The following is a 15,908-nucleotide window of genomic DNA, read 5'->3' as shown; positions in this document are numbered from 1 at the left end:
CGCAGAGCGGGCATCCGACAGCCGCCGCGCCCAGGCCGGCGGATAGGCTCTCGCTCGGCAAGGCGACACGGGGGCCAGAGCAAGGGGGCAGGGTGAACGACGCGATGCGGGTGCGCGACATCCCCGCGGTCCTCATCGCGGCCGCGCGCATCCTGGGCCGCTTCTGGGCGCCGTTCATCGTCATCGCCTGCCTCGGGCTGGCCCTGCGCAGCGGCGCCCTGTGGGTGGCCGTCGAGGTGAGCGACCACAACGCGTTCGTCGCCCAGCTCATCCTCACGATCGCGCCGCTGGGGTTCCTCCTGGCCATGATCGCCATGCTCTACCTGACCCGCGCGTCCCTGCCCAACGTCGCCGCGCTCAGCCACCACAAGGCCCGCCAGGCCACCACGGAGAAGCGCGAGATGCGCCTCGTCGACGTCGCCGTGAGTGTGCTCGTGCCGTTCCTCGCGGTCTACGTCTCCTACGGGCTGCTCCAGCAGGACCTCTACCGCTTCACCAACGAGGCGGCCTTCGACGAGTTCAACCAGTTCAGCCTCGACGGCTCCACCGAGTACGACTACGCCGGCCGGCTCGCGATCTACGACTGGCAGGTCGTCGTCGCCATCGTCGCCATCGCGTGGGTGCTGCGGTTTGCGCTCGGCAGGCTCGAGCGGGTGACCCAGTTCCTCGCGCTGGCCTTCGTCGGTGCGCTCGTCGAGGTCTACTACACCTCGCAGGTGGCGCAGAAGGTCAGTGACCTGCGAGCGGCATCCATCGAGTGGGTCCAGCAGCGACAGGCCTCGCAGGTCGTGGTCGAGCAGTACGACCGGGTCGTCGACGAGCTCGGGCCGTTGGCGAACCCGGTCGATTCCGCGACGGGCTGGCTGTTCGGGCTGATCGGCGCGGTGGATGCCGTCGTCATCGTTCCGCTCGCGTGGCTCACGGTGGGGGCCGTCGTCCTCGGGCACCGGCTCAGCCCGCCACCGAAGCCGACCCGTGAGCCGAACCCGACCCTGCAGAAGATCCCCGCCCCGGTGCGTCGCTTCGGGGGCGGGCTGGTGGCGGACGTCCGCGAGCGCTGGTCGGCGTTCTGGAACGGCCTGCGGATGATGGCCGCGGCTGGCCTGATGCCCATGCTGACGTTCTGCCTGGCGTTCCTGCTCGTCATCCGCATCCCGTGGGCCCTGGGTGAGGTGCTGCGCCTCGCGATCGGGCCGGTCAACACCGACACCTGGCTGGCCTTCGCGCCGATGGAGGCCGCGCTCGGGCTGGCGGTGACGATGGTGCTGGCCGCATCGCTGCTGGCGGCGGCGATCGACTGGCTGCTCGGCCCCTCGCTCGACCCGACTCCCGAGCCTGATGAGCCGTCCGCCGACCCCACTGCCGAACCCACCGGCGAACCCACCGCCGACCCCGCTGCTGGCGGCCCGACGGGGATCAGCGTTCCGGCGTCAGCCTGACGTAGTCGGGGTGCTCGAACGACACCCGCACCTCGACGATCTCGGCATTGCGGGGCACGACGACCTGTGGGGAGGTGGCCCAGCGAGTGGGCCGTGGCTGCGTGTCGTCCGGGGTGGCGCCGCGCACGTCGGTGTCGAGGACGGCCACGCTCGGGCCCGGAGTCTCCTCGGGCACGCACGCGGACGACTCGTTCGCCACCTGGCTGGTGCTGCCACCGTTGTCGAATCGGCGCCCCCGGTCATCGATGAGCGAGATGGTGCAACTCGTGAGGGCCTGGTCGGGTTCGGCCTCGAACTCGAGGTTGACGGTGCGGGCGACCATGCCGTCGGGCAGGGCGAACTCCTCACCGCGACTGTTGACGAACGTCGACGACTCCTGACCCCACCCGGCCAGGCGGACGGCATACGAGCGGGTCGTGTCGCCGAACACGTCCGTGTAGTCCTCGCTCGCGCGAGCCCACTGCCCGGCATCCGCGCTCGCGAGGACCCGGTGCTGGCCGTTGTGGAACCAGAAGGTGCCGACCCGGTAGCCCGACGCGGCGAGCATGAGCGCGATCGCGAAGGGGATGGCGAGGATCCACCAGCGGCTGGGGCGGGCGCCGATCATGGCGTGGCCTGCTCTGCCGAGGCGGGTGGCACGACGCCGGTCGGGCTCAGGTCGACGGGCTCGGTCTGGGACCACACGGCATCGATGTCGGCGGGGTCGATGGCGAGGTCGATGTCGGCGAGGCCGTCGCGGCGTTGACCCGACCCGTCGACCGCGTAGTCACCGCGGGAGACGAGGAAGTGCGGGTCGTCGAGCGCGGCCTCGGGCACGTCGAAGCAGAAGCTGCCGTACCAGGGCACGCCGGTGGCGAGGGTGGCGTTAATCGCGCAGTCCGTACCCCGGCTGGAGTGGGCGTAGCGGGTGCCGTCGGGCGCGACGAGGTCGAACCCGAGCATCAGGGTGGGTTCGCGGGTCGCGACCAGTTCGGTGTCGACGACGAGCCAGCGCCCGCCGGCCTTCGCGGTCGGGTTTCCGGTGATCGTGGGGGTGACGCGGATGCCGGTGACGGTCACCTCGGCGTACTCCAGGGCCGCGGTCTGGCCGAGGCCCGCCGTGACGGTGAAGGGCTCGACGGCGGAGGCCTGAAGGGGTACGTGGTCGGTGATCAGCCGGCCCAGACCCATGGCGGCGATGACGAACGCGGCCGTGGCGGCGGTGGAGGCGGCGCGGCTCACTGGCCGCTCACGACCGTCGCTCCAGGGGAACTGAGCCCTGCCACTGGATCTCGTCGAGGCCGACCCAGGCGTTGGGGTTGAGGGTGCCACGGTCCTCCTCGCGGAAGACGACCTGGTTGGCGCGCACGGTGGCGGTCTCGCCCTGCCAGGGCCCGTCGGTGACGAAGGCGATGGCCAGCCGATAGGAGACGCCAGGGTTGAACACGCTCATGCGCGTGGCGTCGTCGACGACGTAGAGACTCGGCCGCTCGGTGGTCTTCACCCCGCCACCGGTGACGCGCAGGTTGTTCGTCAGGGTGACCGCGTACTCGGGGCGATCCCCGGTGAGCGTGACGACGGCATCCACCACGACGACCCGCTGGGTGGGTTCCGGGGTGATGGCCGGGGCGAGGTCGGGCAGTTCCACGACCTTGTCGATGGCCACCTCGAAGGGGCCGACCGTCATCGGCTGTCCCAGCCGGAGCTGCTGCGGGGGCGGCTCGGGGGCTGCGGCCAGGCCGCCGAACGGGGCCGAGGCCAGCAGCACCCCGGCCGCCGCAGCACCCGCCTTCTGCTTGGCCGGACGCGCGGCAGCGAAGGTGCGGGCGCGCGACAGCACGGCGCGCACGGACGGCCGATCCCCCATGATCGCGATTCTAGAGGGCGCGTTCGCCGGCGGGCGCCCCGAGCCCTGGCAAGCTGTGGGGATGTCGAGCCCGCTGCCACCGAACCAGGAGTACGTGCGGCGCGAGATCATCGCTGCAGCATTGGCCACGCGAGCCGAATCAACGGGCGGCTACCTCCGATGGAGCGAGCTCGCAGAGTTTCCGCTACCCGATGGCACCATGGAACGCTTGGTCGACCCGGGCAGAGGCGGCATCTGGAACCCACGGGGTTACGCGGCAACGCTGACAATCGTCACGTCCCCCGACGGCCCGTACCCAGATCGAGAGATCGACGGGGGTTCGGGAGTTCACCCTCACCGTTGACGAGGTGCTTCGTAGCGTCCCGGTGGGACAGAGCCTCAGCCCTGTCGAGAAGGCCTACGCGGCACGCATCGTGCAGCAAAGAGTTCACCAACCCGCGTTTCGGGCGCAGGTGATGCTCGCATACGGCGGACAGTGCACTGTCTGCTCACTCAAGCATCCCGAGCTGCTGGACGCCGCTCACTTCATCGAGGACGGCAAGCCCGGCGTCGACCCTGTCGTCACCAATGGCCTCAGCCTGTGCAAGATCCACCACGCCGCGTATGACCGGCGGCTGCTGGGCATCAGCCCCGACTACGTCGTACACATCAACAAGGATCTGCTGGACGAGGTGGGTGGGCCGATGCTGAGGCACGGCCTACAAGAGATGCACGGCAGAGCACTCGTGACCCCTGCTCGTGACGCTGCACAAGTCGGAGTCGGACCACTCGCCGACAACGATCTACCAGGACTACGCGATCAGCCAGGACCTGTTCCACTGGGAGTCACAGTCGGGGACGACGGTGGCCTCGCCGACGGGGCAGCGGTACCTGCGCCACCGCGAGACCGGGAGCCACGTGCTGCTGTTCTCGCGGACCCAGAAGGTGTCGGCGTTCGGAACTGGGACGCCGTACCTGTTCCTCGGGGAGGCCGACTACGTCGAGCACCGCGGGGAGCGGCCGATCGCGATCACGTGGCGGTTGCGCGTGCCGATGCCCGCCGCCGACTTCGCCACTGCCAGCTTCGTCCAGTAGTCCCGTGCAGTGGCCCCTGGCACTGACGCGCTCTCTTGGATGGGCCCGTGCTTCACCGCGATCCAGGGTCGTTCATTGCGGCCACGGGGTGCCGTGCCCTCTCCGTTAGTCTGGGATCGTGCTGGCCTTGGACGTTGACAGGGAGCGCTTGCGGATGGTGTGCGAGCGCTACGGTGTCGCGGCCTTGGAGGTCTTCGGCTCCGTCGCTCGAGGAGAGAGCCGGATCGACAGTGATGTCGACCTGCTGTTCGTCCTGAAGCCGGGTACTCGATTAGGTTTTCGACTGTTCGACCTCGAGGACGAGCTGTCTGCCCTCTTCGGCCGCAGGGTCGACCTCGTCGCGCGCCAATCCATCAACAAGTACCTTCGCGAGCAGATCCTCGCCGACGCACAGCCCTTCTATGCAGCGTGAACTCCTGCTGCTGCGTGAGATGCGCGATGCGGCGACGGCGATCCGGGAATTGGTGGATGGTCGAAGCAGCGAGCAGGTCGGTGCCGACGGCATCCGGCGTTCAGCGTTGTTGTGGCACTTCACCGTGCTCGGCGAGGCTGCCAGCCAGGTCCCGTCGGGGACGAAGGATGCGAACCCGAAGATCGCGTGGCGTGCTGCCACCCGGCTGCGCAACCGCATCGTCCACGGCTACTGGGACATCGACGTGGAGACGCTGGTCGCGACGGCAGTCGACGACCTCCCTGACATGATCACCCAGCTCGAGAGCGCAATCGCCTCGCTGCAGGAACCTGAAGGTACCGACCCGGCCCTCTGAGACGGCCAGCGATTCCGGCTGGATCGTGCAACGAATTGGTGTGGCCCGCGGGGCGCCGTGACGCCTCGGCTTTCAGTTTGACGCAACGCGGCGCAACACGGGGTTGATTAGCCTCGCCCCGAGCCAATCGAACTGATCAACCAGCCGTGGGCTCGTCGGGCCGGCACGCCCGGTTGCCCTCGCACACCGGGCGGCGCGCTTGTAGCCGACCTTGCTGAGGCACTGGCACCCGAAGAGGCCCTCGCCGTGAGACGCAAGGCCTCTCACCTCCGGGCTGCGGTGGAACTCGACCCCTAATCCCCTGCTTGCAAAATCCCCGAATGAGCTCCGCGAGAGGGTGATTGAGCACAAGCGGAGCCGTTGTGGGGTACACGATCACGCCGTTTTCACACCTCACTGCAGTACTTCTCTGGAGTACGAATCTGGGGTCCAGCCGGGGTAGGTCGAGGCCGCGAGGAGGTCACGTTGGTCCGGCGCGTTCTCGTCCGGCGTAGCCCAGACCACCAGGGGACGCGCGCAACACCTCCTCATCGCAACGAACGACCACGCCCACAAGCGTCGGCCGAAGGCCACGGGCGCAGCCGTCCCCAACCCGTAGCGGTTCGTGCGGTCCGCGAGAGCGCCGACGAGACCCGTCACTTCGCCCACTTTGGGCGCCTCACCCACCAGCCACAGTGGCGAGTCGGGCCCCAAAGACCTGCTGGTCCGACGTGCATGGGCCCCACGACTGGTCGTTCCGGCGGGATGGCTGCCTTCATTTCGTCGCGCATTGTGCGCGCACATGGCGTGTCTTGACACCCTCTGGGCGCGATTGTGGTTCACTTCTCGCATGTTCAATGCACCCAAGGCCGCTGCGACTGCCCTTGACGAGGCCCTCGAGCTTGTCGACAACGCCGGACTCGCCGCTCGCCTCAACGCCCTCGTCACAGATGTATGGCAGGTCAACTTGGCGCGGTACGAGCCTGACGAACTCGGGGATGACCTACAAACCCTCGGGGGCACGTGTGCAAAGAACATCGCGAACCGGGTCGCGCGCCTCGTTCGAGGCAGCAGCGACTACGAAGCCGAACCCTGGGACCTGCCGGGGCTCAGCGTCGCACGGCCCAACGGGGCGCTTCGGCTGGACTTCGCTGGGCGGTGCTTCTACATCATGAAGTCTCCGACGGCGCATGGTCGGAGCCCGAGGTGGGACGCGTTGCCCCAATGGACCACGTCCAGTGAAGTTCGTGAAGAGGCCGCCCGGGCCAACACGATGGCTCTTGCCGGACACCGCACCGCGGCCCCCGGGCAGGATCCGCTTCTCTATTTGCCATTCTCATACGGACCTCCACAGGTCCGGCACTTCGTATTTGTCTGGGCAGCTGAGATCGACTCACCCGCGACCTGCGGGTGGCTTGGCGTGCCGTCGCTGGGCGACCAGCCCTTCGCGGCAGTCCGTCAACTCTGGGTGGATCCCGAGGGCGCCGTGGCGACCGGAATCCGCCGGACTGCCCCGACAGGCCCGAACTTCAACGAGCGCTCCAGCGGCCTCCCGGCCCTGCGCCTGAAGCCGCGGCCGGGCCGCGAGGGCGAAGCATGACCCAGCTGCGCGGTGGAGTCGCCCGCACCTCCGACTTCGACGGCACGCGTCTAACCGTCGCTCGCCGTCTGCGTGCCATGTCCAAAGCAGACCTGGCGCGTGCCGTCGATGTCACTCCCACAGCAGTGGCTCAGTACGAGAAGGGAACTCGCCCCGCCCAGGCCGTGCTCGCTCAGATTTGCCTTGTTCTGGGGATGCCGCGTGAGTTCTTCGGCGCGGGCGCGCCCTTGGCACTCCTGCCCGCTTCAGCTGCTCACTTTCGTTCATTGAGGTCCACCTCATCGAAGGCTCGCGAGCAGGTGTTGGCCTACGGCGAATTATCCCTACGGCTGGTTGACCTACTCGGCGAGTACGTCGAACTTCCCGTTGTGAATCTGCCCGACCTAGAGCTGCCGCGAGACCTATCGATCCCCGTGATCGAGGAAGCGGCTATGCAAGTGAGGAGTCTGTGGGGGGTGCCCACGGGGCCGTTGCCGTCAGTTGTCCAATTGCTCGAGGCCCACGGGGTCATCGTCCTTCGGTTGCCCGAGAAGGCAGATCGGCGTGTTGACGCCCTCTCGACGTGGGCCGGGGACCGGCCCTTAGTCTTCCTCAACCCGGGCAAGGGAGATAGGGCGCGCAGTAGGTTCGACGCCGCCCACGAGCTAGGGCATTTGCTGCTGCATCCAGACACCGAGCCTGGGTCGAAGGTTGTGGAGCAGCAGGCGAATGCCTTCGCCGCTGAGTTGCTGATGCCTCGCGATGAAATCGTGGACCAGCTGCCACAGCGAATTGACTGGCCAACGTTCCACGAACTGAAACGTTACTGGGGCGTGAGCTTGCGCGCGCTCGTATACCGGGCTCACCGGCTCGGGCGCCTATCGAATGCGTCCTACCGAAGGGCGAACCAGCAGCTCGCCCAATGGGGCGTGCCCGAGCCGGGATCGTTGGGCCCGTCGGAGTCGCCCCAACTCCTCGGTCGTGCCAAGGTGCTCCTCGTGGACAACGGTATCGACTTCGACGCCGTACTTGCACAGGGCCGTCTGAGCGTGGAAATGACGCACGAGGTCATCACCGCGGGGACGCAAGACCGCCTACGGGTGGACGTGGGTTGAGTGGGTAGGACTGCTTTTGTTGTCGCTCGCTGGCTGCGCCGCTGATGATGCCGCGGCGCATAAGCCTCGATCCACCGACGTCCTGGGTGGGGTGAGCTGATTTCGCTTTGGGCCGCGGCTCCGGCTTGAGGGCGTGGCTGTTGTCCTGACCTGGCTGTCAGGGTGTTCCACGTCGGTTGTTCGGTCGGGCCGGGGCGGCTGGGTGGTCAGGGATTGACCGGTTCTGGTGGGCCGCAGTTCTGGGTGAACAGGCGGGTCCACGCTTCCTGCCAGGGCCAGGCGGTCGGTAGGTGCAGGGTGACCCGTCGGGCCGAGGACGCCACCCGGGCGGGGACGGTGATCAGCTTGCGGCGGATGGTGGCGGTGGTGGCTCTGGCGAGGTCGGCGCTGGCGATGGTGGCTGCGGTGCGGGTGAGGTTGAACGCGATGACGGCCAGCACGAGCCAGGCGGCGTTGGCGGTGAACTTGCCTGAGGGCAGGTGCGCCAGGGCGGAGTTCTTGAGGTCGGCGTGGACCTGCTCGATGATCGCGTGTCCGCGGTGGGTCTTATCCGCGGCGACGGTGTCCAGGTCGGTGGGGTCGGTGGTGGTGAAGAAGGCGTGGAAGCGCCAGGTGTCGAACAGGGTGCCCTGCCCGGTTGCCTTCTTCTTGTCAGCGTTGACGTCGGGGATGCGGCGCACCACCAGGCGCCCGGGAACCTGATCGGCCGCCTTCTTGGAGGAGAACGCGGTGAAGGGCACCTCGGCGACCTCAGCCCGCGACACCCAGGTGCCGCTGACCTCGTCGAAGACGGCGTCGGTGTACTCGATCGGGGTCCACGCGTGTTCGCTGATGGTGGTGATCGCGGCCTTGACCTTGGGGTCCAGGCGTACGGTGACCGACACCTGCGCCCCGGCGCGAACCGCGGCACCGACGGTGGGCGCCCCGTAGAACGCCGAGTCCGCCCGCAGCAACGGCTTGCCCTGACCGGGGTGCAACGTGCGCACGGTCTTGAGCGCGTCAGCGACCAACCGTTTGGCTCCGCGCGGGGACCCGCACGACCCTTTCCGCAGCCGCTGCGCCACGACCACCGGTGCCGACCCAGTGGTGGTGACCGTGGCCAGCAACGCGTTCAGCCCGCGGACCCCGGAGTAGCCGAACCCGGCACCCTGTTTGGCGTGGCCGTGCACCTGAATGATCGTGTCGTCGATATCGACCAACACCCGGCCACCGGTGCCGTCGCCGACGACCTGCGCGGCTCGCTCGCCTTGAGCTGCCAGGCGTGTGAGGAACCTCGAGGCGAGCGCGTCGAGCTGGCGGACGTGACCGAACGTGAACGAGCGCAGGAACGACCCCAACGTCGACGGCGCGTACGCCCGGGCGAAGACCCGGCCCATCCCACCGTGCCGCAGCAGCGCCATGTCGTCGATGCTGTCGGCGCCAGCGACCATCCCCGCGACCAGCGAGGCGACCTTCAACCCGGCGTTGGCGCCCTTGTCACCCCGCCCGACTCGTGCCACCGGGGTGTGTCACTGAGCGCGGAGGTCGAGTGCGTCGAGGATCGTTTCTGCCGTTGGGGTGAGCGGGTCGTGGGCGAGGTGTTCATGGCCGGCGATGCGGACGGTGACGTGTTGCAGCGGCCGCAGGGTGTTGACGATCTTCTTGATGCTCATCCCCGTGGTGTCCTGCAGGTAGCGGGCGACGGCCAGCGCGGCGAACACGATGGTGAGGTGGGCCTCGATCGCGTCGCGGGTGTGGTGGAAGATCGGGCGGGCGCGTAGGTCGCTCTTGCTCATCCGGAACGACGCTTCGACGTGCCACAGCTCGTGGTAGCTGGCGATGACTTCACCGGCGGGCATCAGCGTCGCGGGGATGTTCGTGACGTAACCCTTGAGCCCGACCACGCGACGCGCTCTGGCCAGTGAGGTCTCGTCCAGGCTGCGTGAGCCGTTCTTGACGGTCACGAACCGCGGGGTGCGGGCGGCCTTCTCCCCGGCGATCACGGCTTTGGCGCGGTTCTCCTGCAGGGTCAGGGTCTTGGCGTCCCTGGCGGCGCGTTTGGCCGAGTACGACCACACCGCCCGCCACGAGCGTTCGTGCACGGCCGGGTCCCACACCGGCTCGGCCCGTTTCTGCTCGTCGTTGACACCGCGGGCGGTGGTGGTGGCCACCCGTGGGGTGATCGTGTCGATGACCTGACCGTCGGTGAACGCGTCCCCGTGCCAGCGAAAGTGCGAGGCCAGGTCAGCCGGGGCCTTGGTGGCCCGGGAGCCGACGATGAACCGCAGCCCCGCCTCGTGCAGGTCCTTGAGGTTGCCCGCGGACAGCATCCCCGCATCAGCGACCACGACCATGGCCTCGATGCTGTGCCGCTCCTGGAACTGGCGGATGATCGGGAGCATCGTGGTCGTCTCAGCCTTGTTGCCCTCCCAGCAGCCGATCTCCAACGGGAACCCGACCCGGTCCACCAGCAGCCCGACAATGATCTGCGGGTCCACGCGGCGTTCCTTGGAGTAGCCGACCTTGCGCAGCTCGTCCTCGTGTTCGGCCTCGAAGTACAACGTGGTCACGTCGTACAGGCACAGCGAGACGGTCCCGCTGGTGGAGGCGTGGGCGAAGCACGCGGACGCGACCGTGTCGCGGTAGCCGCGCTCCTGGGCGCGGGCCAGGGAGCGGAACATCGTGCGCAGCGACCCGTGCACCACCCCGAGCTCGTCGAGCACCCGCAGCGAGTCGGCCTTGCTCGTGGGCTCCACGATACGGGCGAGCACCAGCTGCTTGAACGCCTCGTCGCCCACCACGTCGAACCCCAGCCGCGCGTACACGCTCGACAGGACCTGCCAGAGCACCACGGACCGCTTGCCCGTGATCACTCCGGGCCGCTGCGGCAGGCCTTCCTGCTCCAGGCCCACCCCGTCCAGGTCGAACGCTTCCTGCCCGGGCCGCAGTCGTCGACGGGCCTCAGCCATCAGCACCGCCAACTCGCCCTCGCTGCGGGCCGTGCCCACGTGCTCAAGGACGACATCCCGGCCGGCACGACGCTCCGCGATTTGAACCTTGGTGCTCCCAGTGCGACCCGGGGACTTCCGCACGAACACCACGAGCCCGACACTACCGACCCCGGGGTGTGTCATCCCGACCACGACCGAGGCCCTGACCAGCACCTTTGCCGCTAGCGTCGCGCCCTATCCGTCAAGTGGCACGAGTCGGGTTCAACCCGGCGTTGGCGCCCTTGTCACCCCGCACGCTCAGATGCTCATCCGCAAGGCGTCGCAGCCCCGCCCGATCAGCCAGGGCCAAGACCGGAACCAACCCGGCGGCCGACACAAGATTCGGGTCGTCGAAGACCGCCGAGGTCGCTGGGAGGGTGTGAGAGAGTTTCACCTACGAGATGCCCCTTGCGTGTGTGACGAACTGAAGCGTGAAGAACTCCAATTCTGTTGCCACACAGGGGCATTCTCATGTCCCGACACGCCTCCTCAGCCCACTACCACCCTGCCCATCGGTGGATCGAGGCTTAATCACTGGCCTAAGAAACATCGCTCACGCTCGCCACCTTGCCAGACTGGAACTCCTCGCGGCGAGATGAGATGTGAGGTCCGTCTTCAGACCAGCCCTCAATCTCATGCGTGATAGTGGTGTCTGCTGGCTCACGGGGAGCCAGCTTCCTGGCGAGCAAGTCTGCGTACCGTCTATCGTGTGTGGTGATGAGAAGTTGGCGCTCTCGACGTAGCCGACGACAAAGATCCGCAAAACCAAGGACCGCGAGGACATCCATAGCCTGAAGCGGGTCGTCTAACACCATGAAGCCCAACGACGCAGACGGCGCATTCAACGCCAACCCCAAGAAGTATGACAACGCGACGGTATTCAATTGCCCTTCGCTGTAGACGAGAAGGGGGTTGGCCGAGATCCCGCGGATAGGATCCACGACTTCCGGCACGATCTGGTTACGGTTGTAGTAGATGTCCTGCCGAGCACGAAGTTCAGAGAACGTCGGGTGGGGCGAGAGACGGTCAAATACTTCGGAGAAGCTCGGCTCGAGCTGGCGTAGCCAGTTCGACACGATTCGCTCCTCCGCCCTCTGTGCGGCCTTCTCGAGGTTCTGGATGGAATCTTCTCGAGCAGTAACGCGTTCGAGCGCTGCCCGCGCCCGATTCTCCTCGCTTACCGCTGCGGCCGCGGCGGCCTGGTGGCGCGACTCCTCAACTTCTGACTGCGCTGAGGCCTCTGCGTGCAGCCTCCTGAGAGCGGAGCGCAGCTCCTCTAAGCGGTGGGCGAGCGGACGAAATGATTTCGGCTCGGGCATCCCCGCTTGAAGCTTGACGTGCTTGGAAGATTCCAGAGCGGCTTCCAGTTCGCTCGCAACTCTGGCAAGGTGCGCTGCGGCTTGGCCCCGTCGAGCTTCTGCGGTCTGGGCGTCGATGAGGCGCTGCTTGATGGTGGAAACCGAATTGCGGGCCTCCGTGGCGGCAATCATCCGAGCGGCGTTCTGTTGCAGGTCTTGCTCGAGCTTCACTCGGACGACACCCTCATCTATTTCTTGGCCACAGACCGGGCAGCGCTCTCCCAAGAGTTGAAGCGCCGCCTCAGCAAGACGTTGGGTATCCGAGGTCAGTCGACCGAGCTCCTTTGCCTGCGCCTCCACGGCGCCCAGTTCAACCTCCAGCCTAGCTGATTCAGACTTAACCGCAGCGGCCGCGCGGACACTGGCGTCGTGCGCATCTGCTGCAACGGTGAACAGCTCGATCAGAGACGAAATCTCTTGTCCCACTGCGATCACGCCCTGCAGATCTTCGATCCCTGTGGCATCGATCTCTATGTCAGCGCGTATTGCCAAGGCCATGGCTCGAATGCGTTCTTGAAGGGCGAGCTTTGAGGAACCAGCGCTCGCGCTTCGGAAGCCGTCGAGCGCTTGGCGTGCGGCGATTCTGCTGCGGATGGAGCTGGCATGAACCGCGTCGGTCTGGCGGCGTTCTTGAGCCAGTTTCTTTGATGCCGTCCGGCAAGCCTCCCGAAAGCGAGTCACGTCAGCGAGTCCGATGACGGATGACATGCGGGCATGGAGGGCTGCGCCGCCCGTATCGAGCACCGAGCGCACCGCGTCTTGTCGCAAAATACCCCAAGTGGTCACGGCCGTCCGGAGGGATTCGGCGGTGTCCTCGCCAAACGCGTTCGTTAGTCCGGCATCCCCGTCGAAGGACTGGCCATTGAGCTCGGCAGTAAGCGTGCTGTCGCGGGCACTGCCCACCCGCTCGAACCGCCATGTGCCAGAATCGTCTCGAACGGTTAATGCGACGCGGCTGGGCCCATCCGCGTATCGGTTCTGGATTGGATCGTGTGTGGGGCGCAAACCCTTCGCGCGCTCGGTGATGTGAGGAAGCGCACCCGTAAGGACCCAGAGGATCCCGTCCGTGAGAGATGTCTTCCCGGAGCCATTGTCTCCTCTCACCAAGATGATGTCGGCATCCAGGTCCACTGACTGAGGTGAACTGAAGCCGCGAAAAGCCTCGAGCTCAAGATTTACTAGTCGAGGGCTCAAGGAATACTCACCTCTCCAGTAGCGGAGAACTGTCTCAGGACATGGTCTACAAGATCCGCCTGGATGCCCTCCGTCACGAGTTCCTCTCTCACGAGATCTAGAGGTTCCGTCACAGTGAGCGTGGCTGCCGGTCGTAAAGGCAGGAAGGGCCGAAGCGCCCTGTCCAGGACGCTGAGCTCTCGGGTCAAGTTCACCCTGACGTACTTCCGTGCGAATTTAGTGTCGGACTCAATGCGATCCGCGAGCTCAGTCTGAACACTCTGCAGGACCGGAGTGCGGACATGGACCATCACGTAGAGGTCCCATCGGATTGCCGAGCGCTCACTTGTCAGGGCCAAGCGAGTCAATTCCGCTTGAAGGTCGGACACGAGCTCAACCAGCTTCTCCCAAGATTCAGTGTCGACAATGGCGACGGCTGCGTAGGGGTTCTCGGCGATGAGCACGCGAGAAAACCGACCAAGTGGGCGGATCTGACAGCTATAAGCAGCCCGCGCGAGCACCTGCTGAAGGTCCTCCAACTCCGCGAGAACCATGGCGTTTGTCATCCGGCTAGCCTTCCTTGAACCGCGTCCTCGGCCGATACGAAGCGTACGAGGGAGCGAACGTCTGCCCCGATGTCATTGTCAACATCATCAGCCCCGGCGATATCGGCGACCGCATCGCAAGCCGGGAAGCTTCCCACCGCGCCGATCACGACATATGAGATGGTGCGAGCGTCCTCATACGCGCCGTCGTCCCAGCGGCGGTCCGCGCGGTCCAACGCCACCGGCATGATCTCCGTTAGGTGCCCTCCAGGACGGGAGATGATCTCGAGATACTGCGAGGGCGTGCGAAGACAGAACCGTCGACCTCGCCCCACTGCCTCGACGGTTCCGTCGATACCAACTAGGAGCGCAATGGCCATAAGGGCGCTTTGACCTGCGAGGTCCGTGATGAACGGTCGACCCGCTTGGGTGTCGACCACCCCGTCCCGCCACCAGGCCAAGATCAGGTGTGCTGGGATTGGCTGCAGCACAGTTCGTAGCGAGTCGACCCCGGTAGCCATCGGGGTGGCCCATGCGTCGAGGTCTGCCAAGTTGTGGGCTCGGGCTGCGACGTGGGCGAGACAGTCCAACATGATGGCGCGAAGGAGGTCATCGAAGAACTCATCGGACGACGCGGCGACGTGAGAGCCGTCTGTGCGACGTCCGAGCACCGTCTCCCATGACGGTGGTAGAGCTGGCGCCACTATCCGCAGGGCGCCGGCGTAACCGGACCACTCCTCTAGCGTCTTCTGAATGGGATCGGATACGTAGTCGCCGACAGTCGCTAGACCTGCGAAGACGATCGTTCCAGACGTAAGAGCTGACTGGACCTTGGCGACCGCCCAGGTCTGGGGTTCGTCGACCTCTTCTCTCGTGATCTTCAGACTCTGAGGTGCTCTCGCACAACCGTGAACCTTGAAGAGCGGAACCTCACTCTTGAGGCTCTGAGCTTGGAGGACGGACGTGATTCCCGCGACTGTCATGCCAATCTGGGTCCCCGCCCGCTCAACAGCACAATCCCAGTTGACCGAGATGACCTTTGCCAAACCCTCGCGCATGAGCAAGGCGATGGCTCGATGACCGTAGTTGGGCTCCAGTCCAGCGAAGTCAAAGGCAGTCGATGCTAAAGACCGAAACCTGGACAGAGCCTCGACGCCAAGCGATGCGACCTTGCTGGCCAACTCCTCGAGGGTGTCGTCCTCCAAGTCCTCCCGGCGGCAATTGAGCAAACCAGCCGCCTCATGTCGCAGACGGTTCGCAACCTCGGGCCCCATCGGCCCATTGCTGGGAGAAGCTCTACTCACTCCCGCGCCGAGGTACAGCACCAGCCGCCCAGCCTTGGCCTGATCGACGAGCCCAGCCACCCCCGATACGGTCGAGTCGCTCAATGACCGAGGAGTGTAGGCACCATTGGGCATGCAGCGAGACTAGTCGTACGCGACCCTCTGGGCAGGCGGACGCTTGGCACATCGCAGTCCTACACGAAATAGGTCGGGTGGGCGCGGCCCTCCCCGTTCCGCGATTTCCAACGGTTGCGGTACAAATCTGGGGTACGGACACGAAAGAGGCCCCTCCCGACGAGCGGCAAGGGCCTCTGACCTGCGGTGGAGCCAAGGGGACTCGAACCCCTAACCCCCTGCTTGCAAAGCAGGTGCGCTACCAATTGCGCCATGGCCCCTCAAACACCAACCCGCCCCACAACCGGAGGCGGACGGCATCCGAAGTGTTAGTTCGCCGGGGTGTCCGTGGCCTCGGCCCAGAGCTTGTTCTCGGCCTGCTTGGCCTTCATCTGCTTCTGGATCGCCAGCGCACCGACCGCAGTCGCCACGATGAGAAGGAGCTTCTTCACGGGTTCACCACCTTGAACTGGAGATCGGGTGGTGGGCCTAACAGGACTTGAACCTGTGGCCTCTTCCTTATCAGGGAAGCGCTCTAACCGTCTGAGCTATAGGCCCGTGCACCGCGATCGGTTGCGCACCTCATGCAAGGTGGCGCGGTGCACGAGGCTACCTCACCACCACCCCCGCACTCAAAACGGGCGCCCGCGACGAGACTCCCGACGAG

14 protein-coding genes, 2 tRNA genes and 3 pseudogenes are annotated in these 15,908 nt (G+C 66.2%); 7 read left to right on the top strand and 12 right to left on the bottom strand.

Going from position 1 to position 15,908, the window contains the following annotated elements; translation table 11 throughout:
- Positions 1 to 92: 92 nt before the first annotated feature.
- Complete coding sequence (locus tag C8E84_RS11625) at positions 93 to 1,439, top strand: PT domain-containing protein (RefSeq protein ID WP_159902307.1); 1,347 nt, start codon at positions 93 to 95, stop codon at positions 1,437 to 1,439.
- Here the strand turns inward: C8E84_RS11625 and C8E84_RS11620 are convergent.
- Genes C8E84_RS11620 through C8E84_RS11610 form a run of 3 tightly spaced genes read right to left on the bottom strand, consistent with a single transcriptional unit; the run spans position 1,417 to position 3,396 of the window.
- Positions 1,417 to 2,046, bottom strand: coding sequence for a hypothetical protein (locus C8E84_RS11620; protein WP_159902305.1), 630 nt, complete (start codon positions 2,044 to 2,046; stop codon positions 1,417 to 1,419). The genes C8E84_RS11625 and C8E84_RS11620 overlap by 23 nt on opposite strands.
- Positions 2,043 to 2,660 carry a DUF4352 domain-containing protein gene (locus C8E84_RS11615; RefSeq protein ID WP_159902303.1) on the bottom strand — a complete coding sequence of 206 codons (618 nt, stop codon included), beginning with the start codon at positions 2,658 to 2,660 and terminating at the stop codon, positions 2,043 to 2,045. Before C8E84_RS11615 ends, C8E84_RS11620 begins: the two co-directional genes overlap by 4 nt.
- 7 nt (positions 2,661 to 2,667) lie before the next feature.
- A complete protein-coding gene (locus C8E84_RS11610; RefSeq protein WP_159902301.1) occupies positions 2,668 to 3,396 on the bottom strand; it encodes a hypothetical protein in 729 nt (242 codons plus the stop codon).
- Between the two features lie 344 nt (positions 3,397 to 3,740).
- On the opposite strand from C8E84_RS11610, the pseudogene C8E84_RS18540 reads away from it, so the two are divergent.
- The 6 genes and pseudogenes from C8E84_RS18540 to C8E84_RS11580 all read left to right on the top strand — a co-directional run.
- A pseudogene (locus C8E84_RS18540) lies at positions 3,741 to 3,851 on the top strand (hypothetical protein); the annotation flags it as partial.
- 172 nt (positions 3,852 to 4,023) lie between these two features.
- Positions 4,024 to 4,359, top strand: coding sequence for a DUF3427 domain-containing protein (locus C8E84_RS11600; RefSeq protein ID WP_246196907.1), 336 nt, complete (start codon positions 4,024 to 4,026; stop codon positions 4,357 to 4,359).
- A gap of 118 nt (positions 4,360 to 4,477) precedes the next feature.
- Positions 4,478 to 4,771, top strand: coding sequence for a nucleotidyltransferase family protein (locus tag C8E84_RS11595; protein ID WP_211675513.1), 294 nt, complete (start codon positions 4,478 to 4,480; stop codon positions 4,769 to 4,771).
- Positions 4,761 to 5,126 carry a HepT-like ribonuclease domain-containing protein gene (locus C8E84_RS11590; RefSeq protein WP_159902297.1) on the top strand — a complete coding sequence of 122 codons (366 nt, stop codon included), beginning with the start codon at positions 4,761 to 4,763 and terminating at the stop codon, positions 5,124 to 5,126. The genes C8E84_RS11595 and C8E84_RS11590 overlap by 11 nt, the downstream gene beginning before the upstream one ends.
- A gap of 829 nt (positions 5,127 to 5,955) precedes the next feature.
- Entirely contained in the window at positions 5,956 to 6,705 is a 750-nt protein-coding gene (locus C8E84_RS11585; RefSeq protein WP_159902295.1) for a hypothetical protein, read from the top strand.
- The gene (locus C8E84_RS11580) at positions 6,702 to 7,799 is read left to right on the top strand and encodes an XRE family transcriptional regulator (RefSeq protein WP_159902293.1); all 1,098 of its coding nucleotides are present in this window, start codon (positions 6,702 to 6,704) and stop codon (positions 7,797 to 7,799) included. Before C8E84_RS11585 ends, C8E84_RS11580 begins: the two co-directional genes overlap by 4 nt.
- A 206-nt stretch (positions 7,800 to 8,005) precedes the next feature.
- On the opposite strand, the pseudogene C8E84_RS11575 reads toward C8E84_RS11580, so the two are convergent.
- From C8E84_RS11575 to C8E84_RS11545, 9 genes and pseudogenes are all read right to left on the bottom strand, one after another.
- Positions 8,006 to 9,277 (bottom strand): annotated as a pseudogene (locus C8E84_RS11575) (IS1380 family transposase); the annotation flags it as partial.
- Positions 9,278 to 9,307: 30 nt separating this feature from the next.
- Complete coding sequence (locus tag C8E84_RS11570) at positions 9,308 to 10,879, bottom strand: IS1634 family transposase (RefSeq protein WP_159902291.1); 1,572 nt, start codon at positions 10,877 to 10,879, stop codon at positions 9,308 to 9,310.
- Positions 10,880 to 10,994: 115 nt separating this feature from the next.
- Positions 10,995 to 11,162 (bottom strand): annotated as a pseudogene (locus C8E84_RS18140) (IS1380 family transposase); the annotation flags it as partial.
- A 145-nt stretch (positions 11,163 to 11,307) separates the two neighbouring features.
- Positions 11,308 to 13,320, bottom strand: a complete 2,013-nt coding sequence (locus C8E84_RS11565; protein ID WP_159902289.1) for an AAA family ATPase — start codon at positions 13,318 to 13,320, stop codon at positions 11,308 to 11,310.
- Entirely contained in the window at positions 13,317 to 13,865 is a 549-nt protein-coding gene (locus C8E84_RS11560) for an ABC-three component system middle component 1 (RefSeq protein WP_159902287.1), read from the bottom strand. Before C8E84_RS11560 ends, C8E84_RS11565 begins: the two co-directional genes overlap by 4 nt.
- Complete coding sequence (locus C8E84_RS11555) at positions 13,862 to 15,232, bottom strand: SIR2 family protein (protein WP_159902285.1); 1,371 nt, start codon at positions 15,230 to 15,232, stop codon at positions 13,862 to 13,864. The genes C8E84_RS11560 and C8E84_RS11555 overlap by 4 nt, the downstream gene beginning before the upstream one ends.
- 217 nt (positions 15,233 to 15,449) lie before the next feature.
- Positions 15,450 to 15,522 (bottom strand) — tRNA-Ala (locus tag C8E84_RS11550).
- 48 nt (positions 15,523 to 15,570) lie between these two features.
- Entirely contained in the window at positions 15,571 to 15,693 is a 123-nt protein-coding gene (locus C8E84_RS17850) for a DLW-39 family protein (RefSeq protein ID WP_211675511.1), read from the bottom strand.
- A 29-nt stretch (positions 15,694 to 15,722) separates the two neighbouring features.
- Positions 15,723 to 15,799: transfer RNA gene (locus C8E84_RS11545), tRNA-Ile, on the bottom strand.
- Positions 15,800 to 15,908 lie beyond the last annotated feature (109 nt).

Source organism: Ornithinibacter aureus, assembly GCF_009858245.1.
GTDB lineage: Bacteria > Actinomycetota > Actinomycetes > Actinomycetales > Dermatophilaceae > Fodinibacter > Fodinibacter aureus.
This window is presented reverse-complemented; position numbering and strand designations above follow the sequence as displayed.

What these genes read in the sequence shown, in the direction of transcription:
- C8E84_RS11620 (WP_159902305.1), bottom strand. Translation starts at nt 2,046, where the DNA reads ATGATCGGCGCCCGCCCCAGCCGCTGGTGGATCCTCGCCATCCCCTTC.
- C8E84_RS11610 (WP_159902301.1), bottom strand. Translation starts at nt 3,396, where the DNA reads ATGATCTCGCGCCGCACGTACTCCTGGTTCGGTGGCAGCGGGCTCGAC.
- C8E84_RS11590 (WP_159902297.1), top strand. Translation starts at nt 4,761, where the DNA reads ATGCAGCGTGAACTCCTGCTGCTGCGTGAGATGCGCGATGCGGCGACG.
- C8E84_RS11585 (WP_159902295.1), top strand. Translation starts at nt 5,956, where the DNA reads ATGTTCAATGCACCCAAGGCCGCTGCGACTGCCCTTGACGAGGCCCTC.
- C8E84_RS11580 (WP_159902293.1), top strand. Translation starts at nt 6,702, where the DNA reads ATGACCCAGCTGCGCGGTGGAGTCGCCCGCACCTCCGACTTCGACGGC.
- C8E84_RS11560 (WP_159902287.1), bottom strand. Translation starts at nt 13,865, where the DNA reads ATGACAAACGCCATGGTTCTCGCGGAGTTGGAGGACCTTCAGCAGGTG.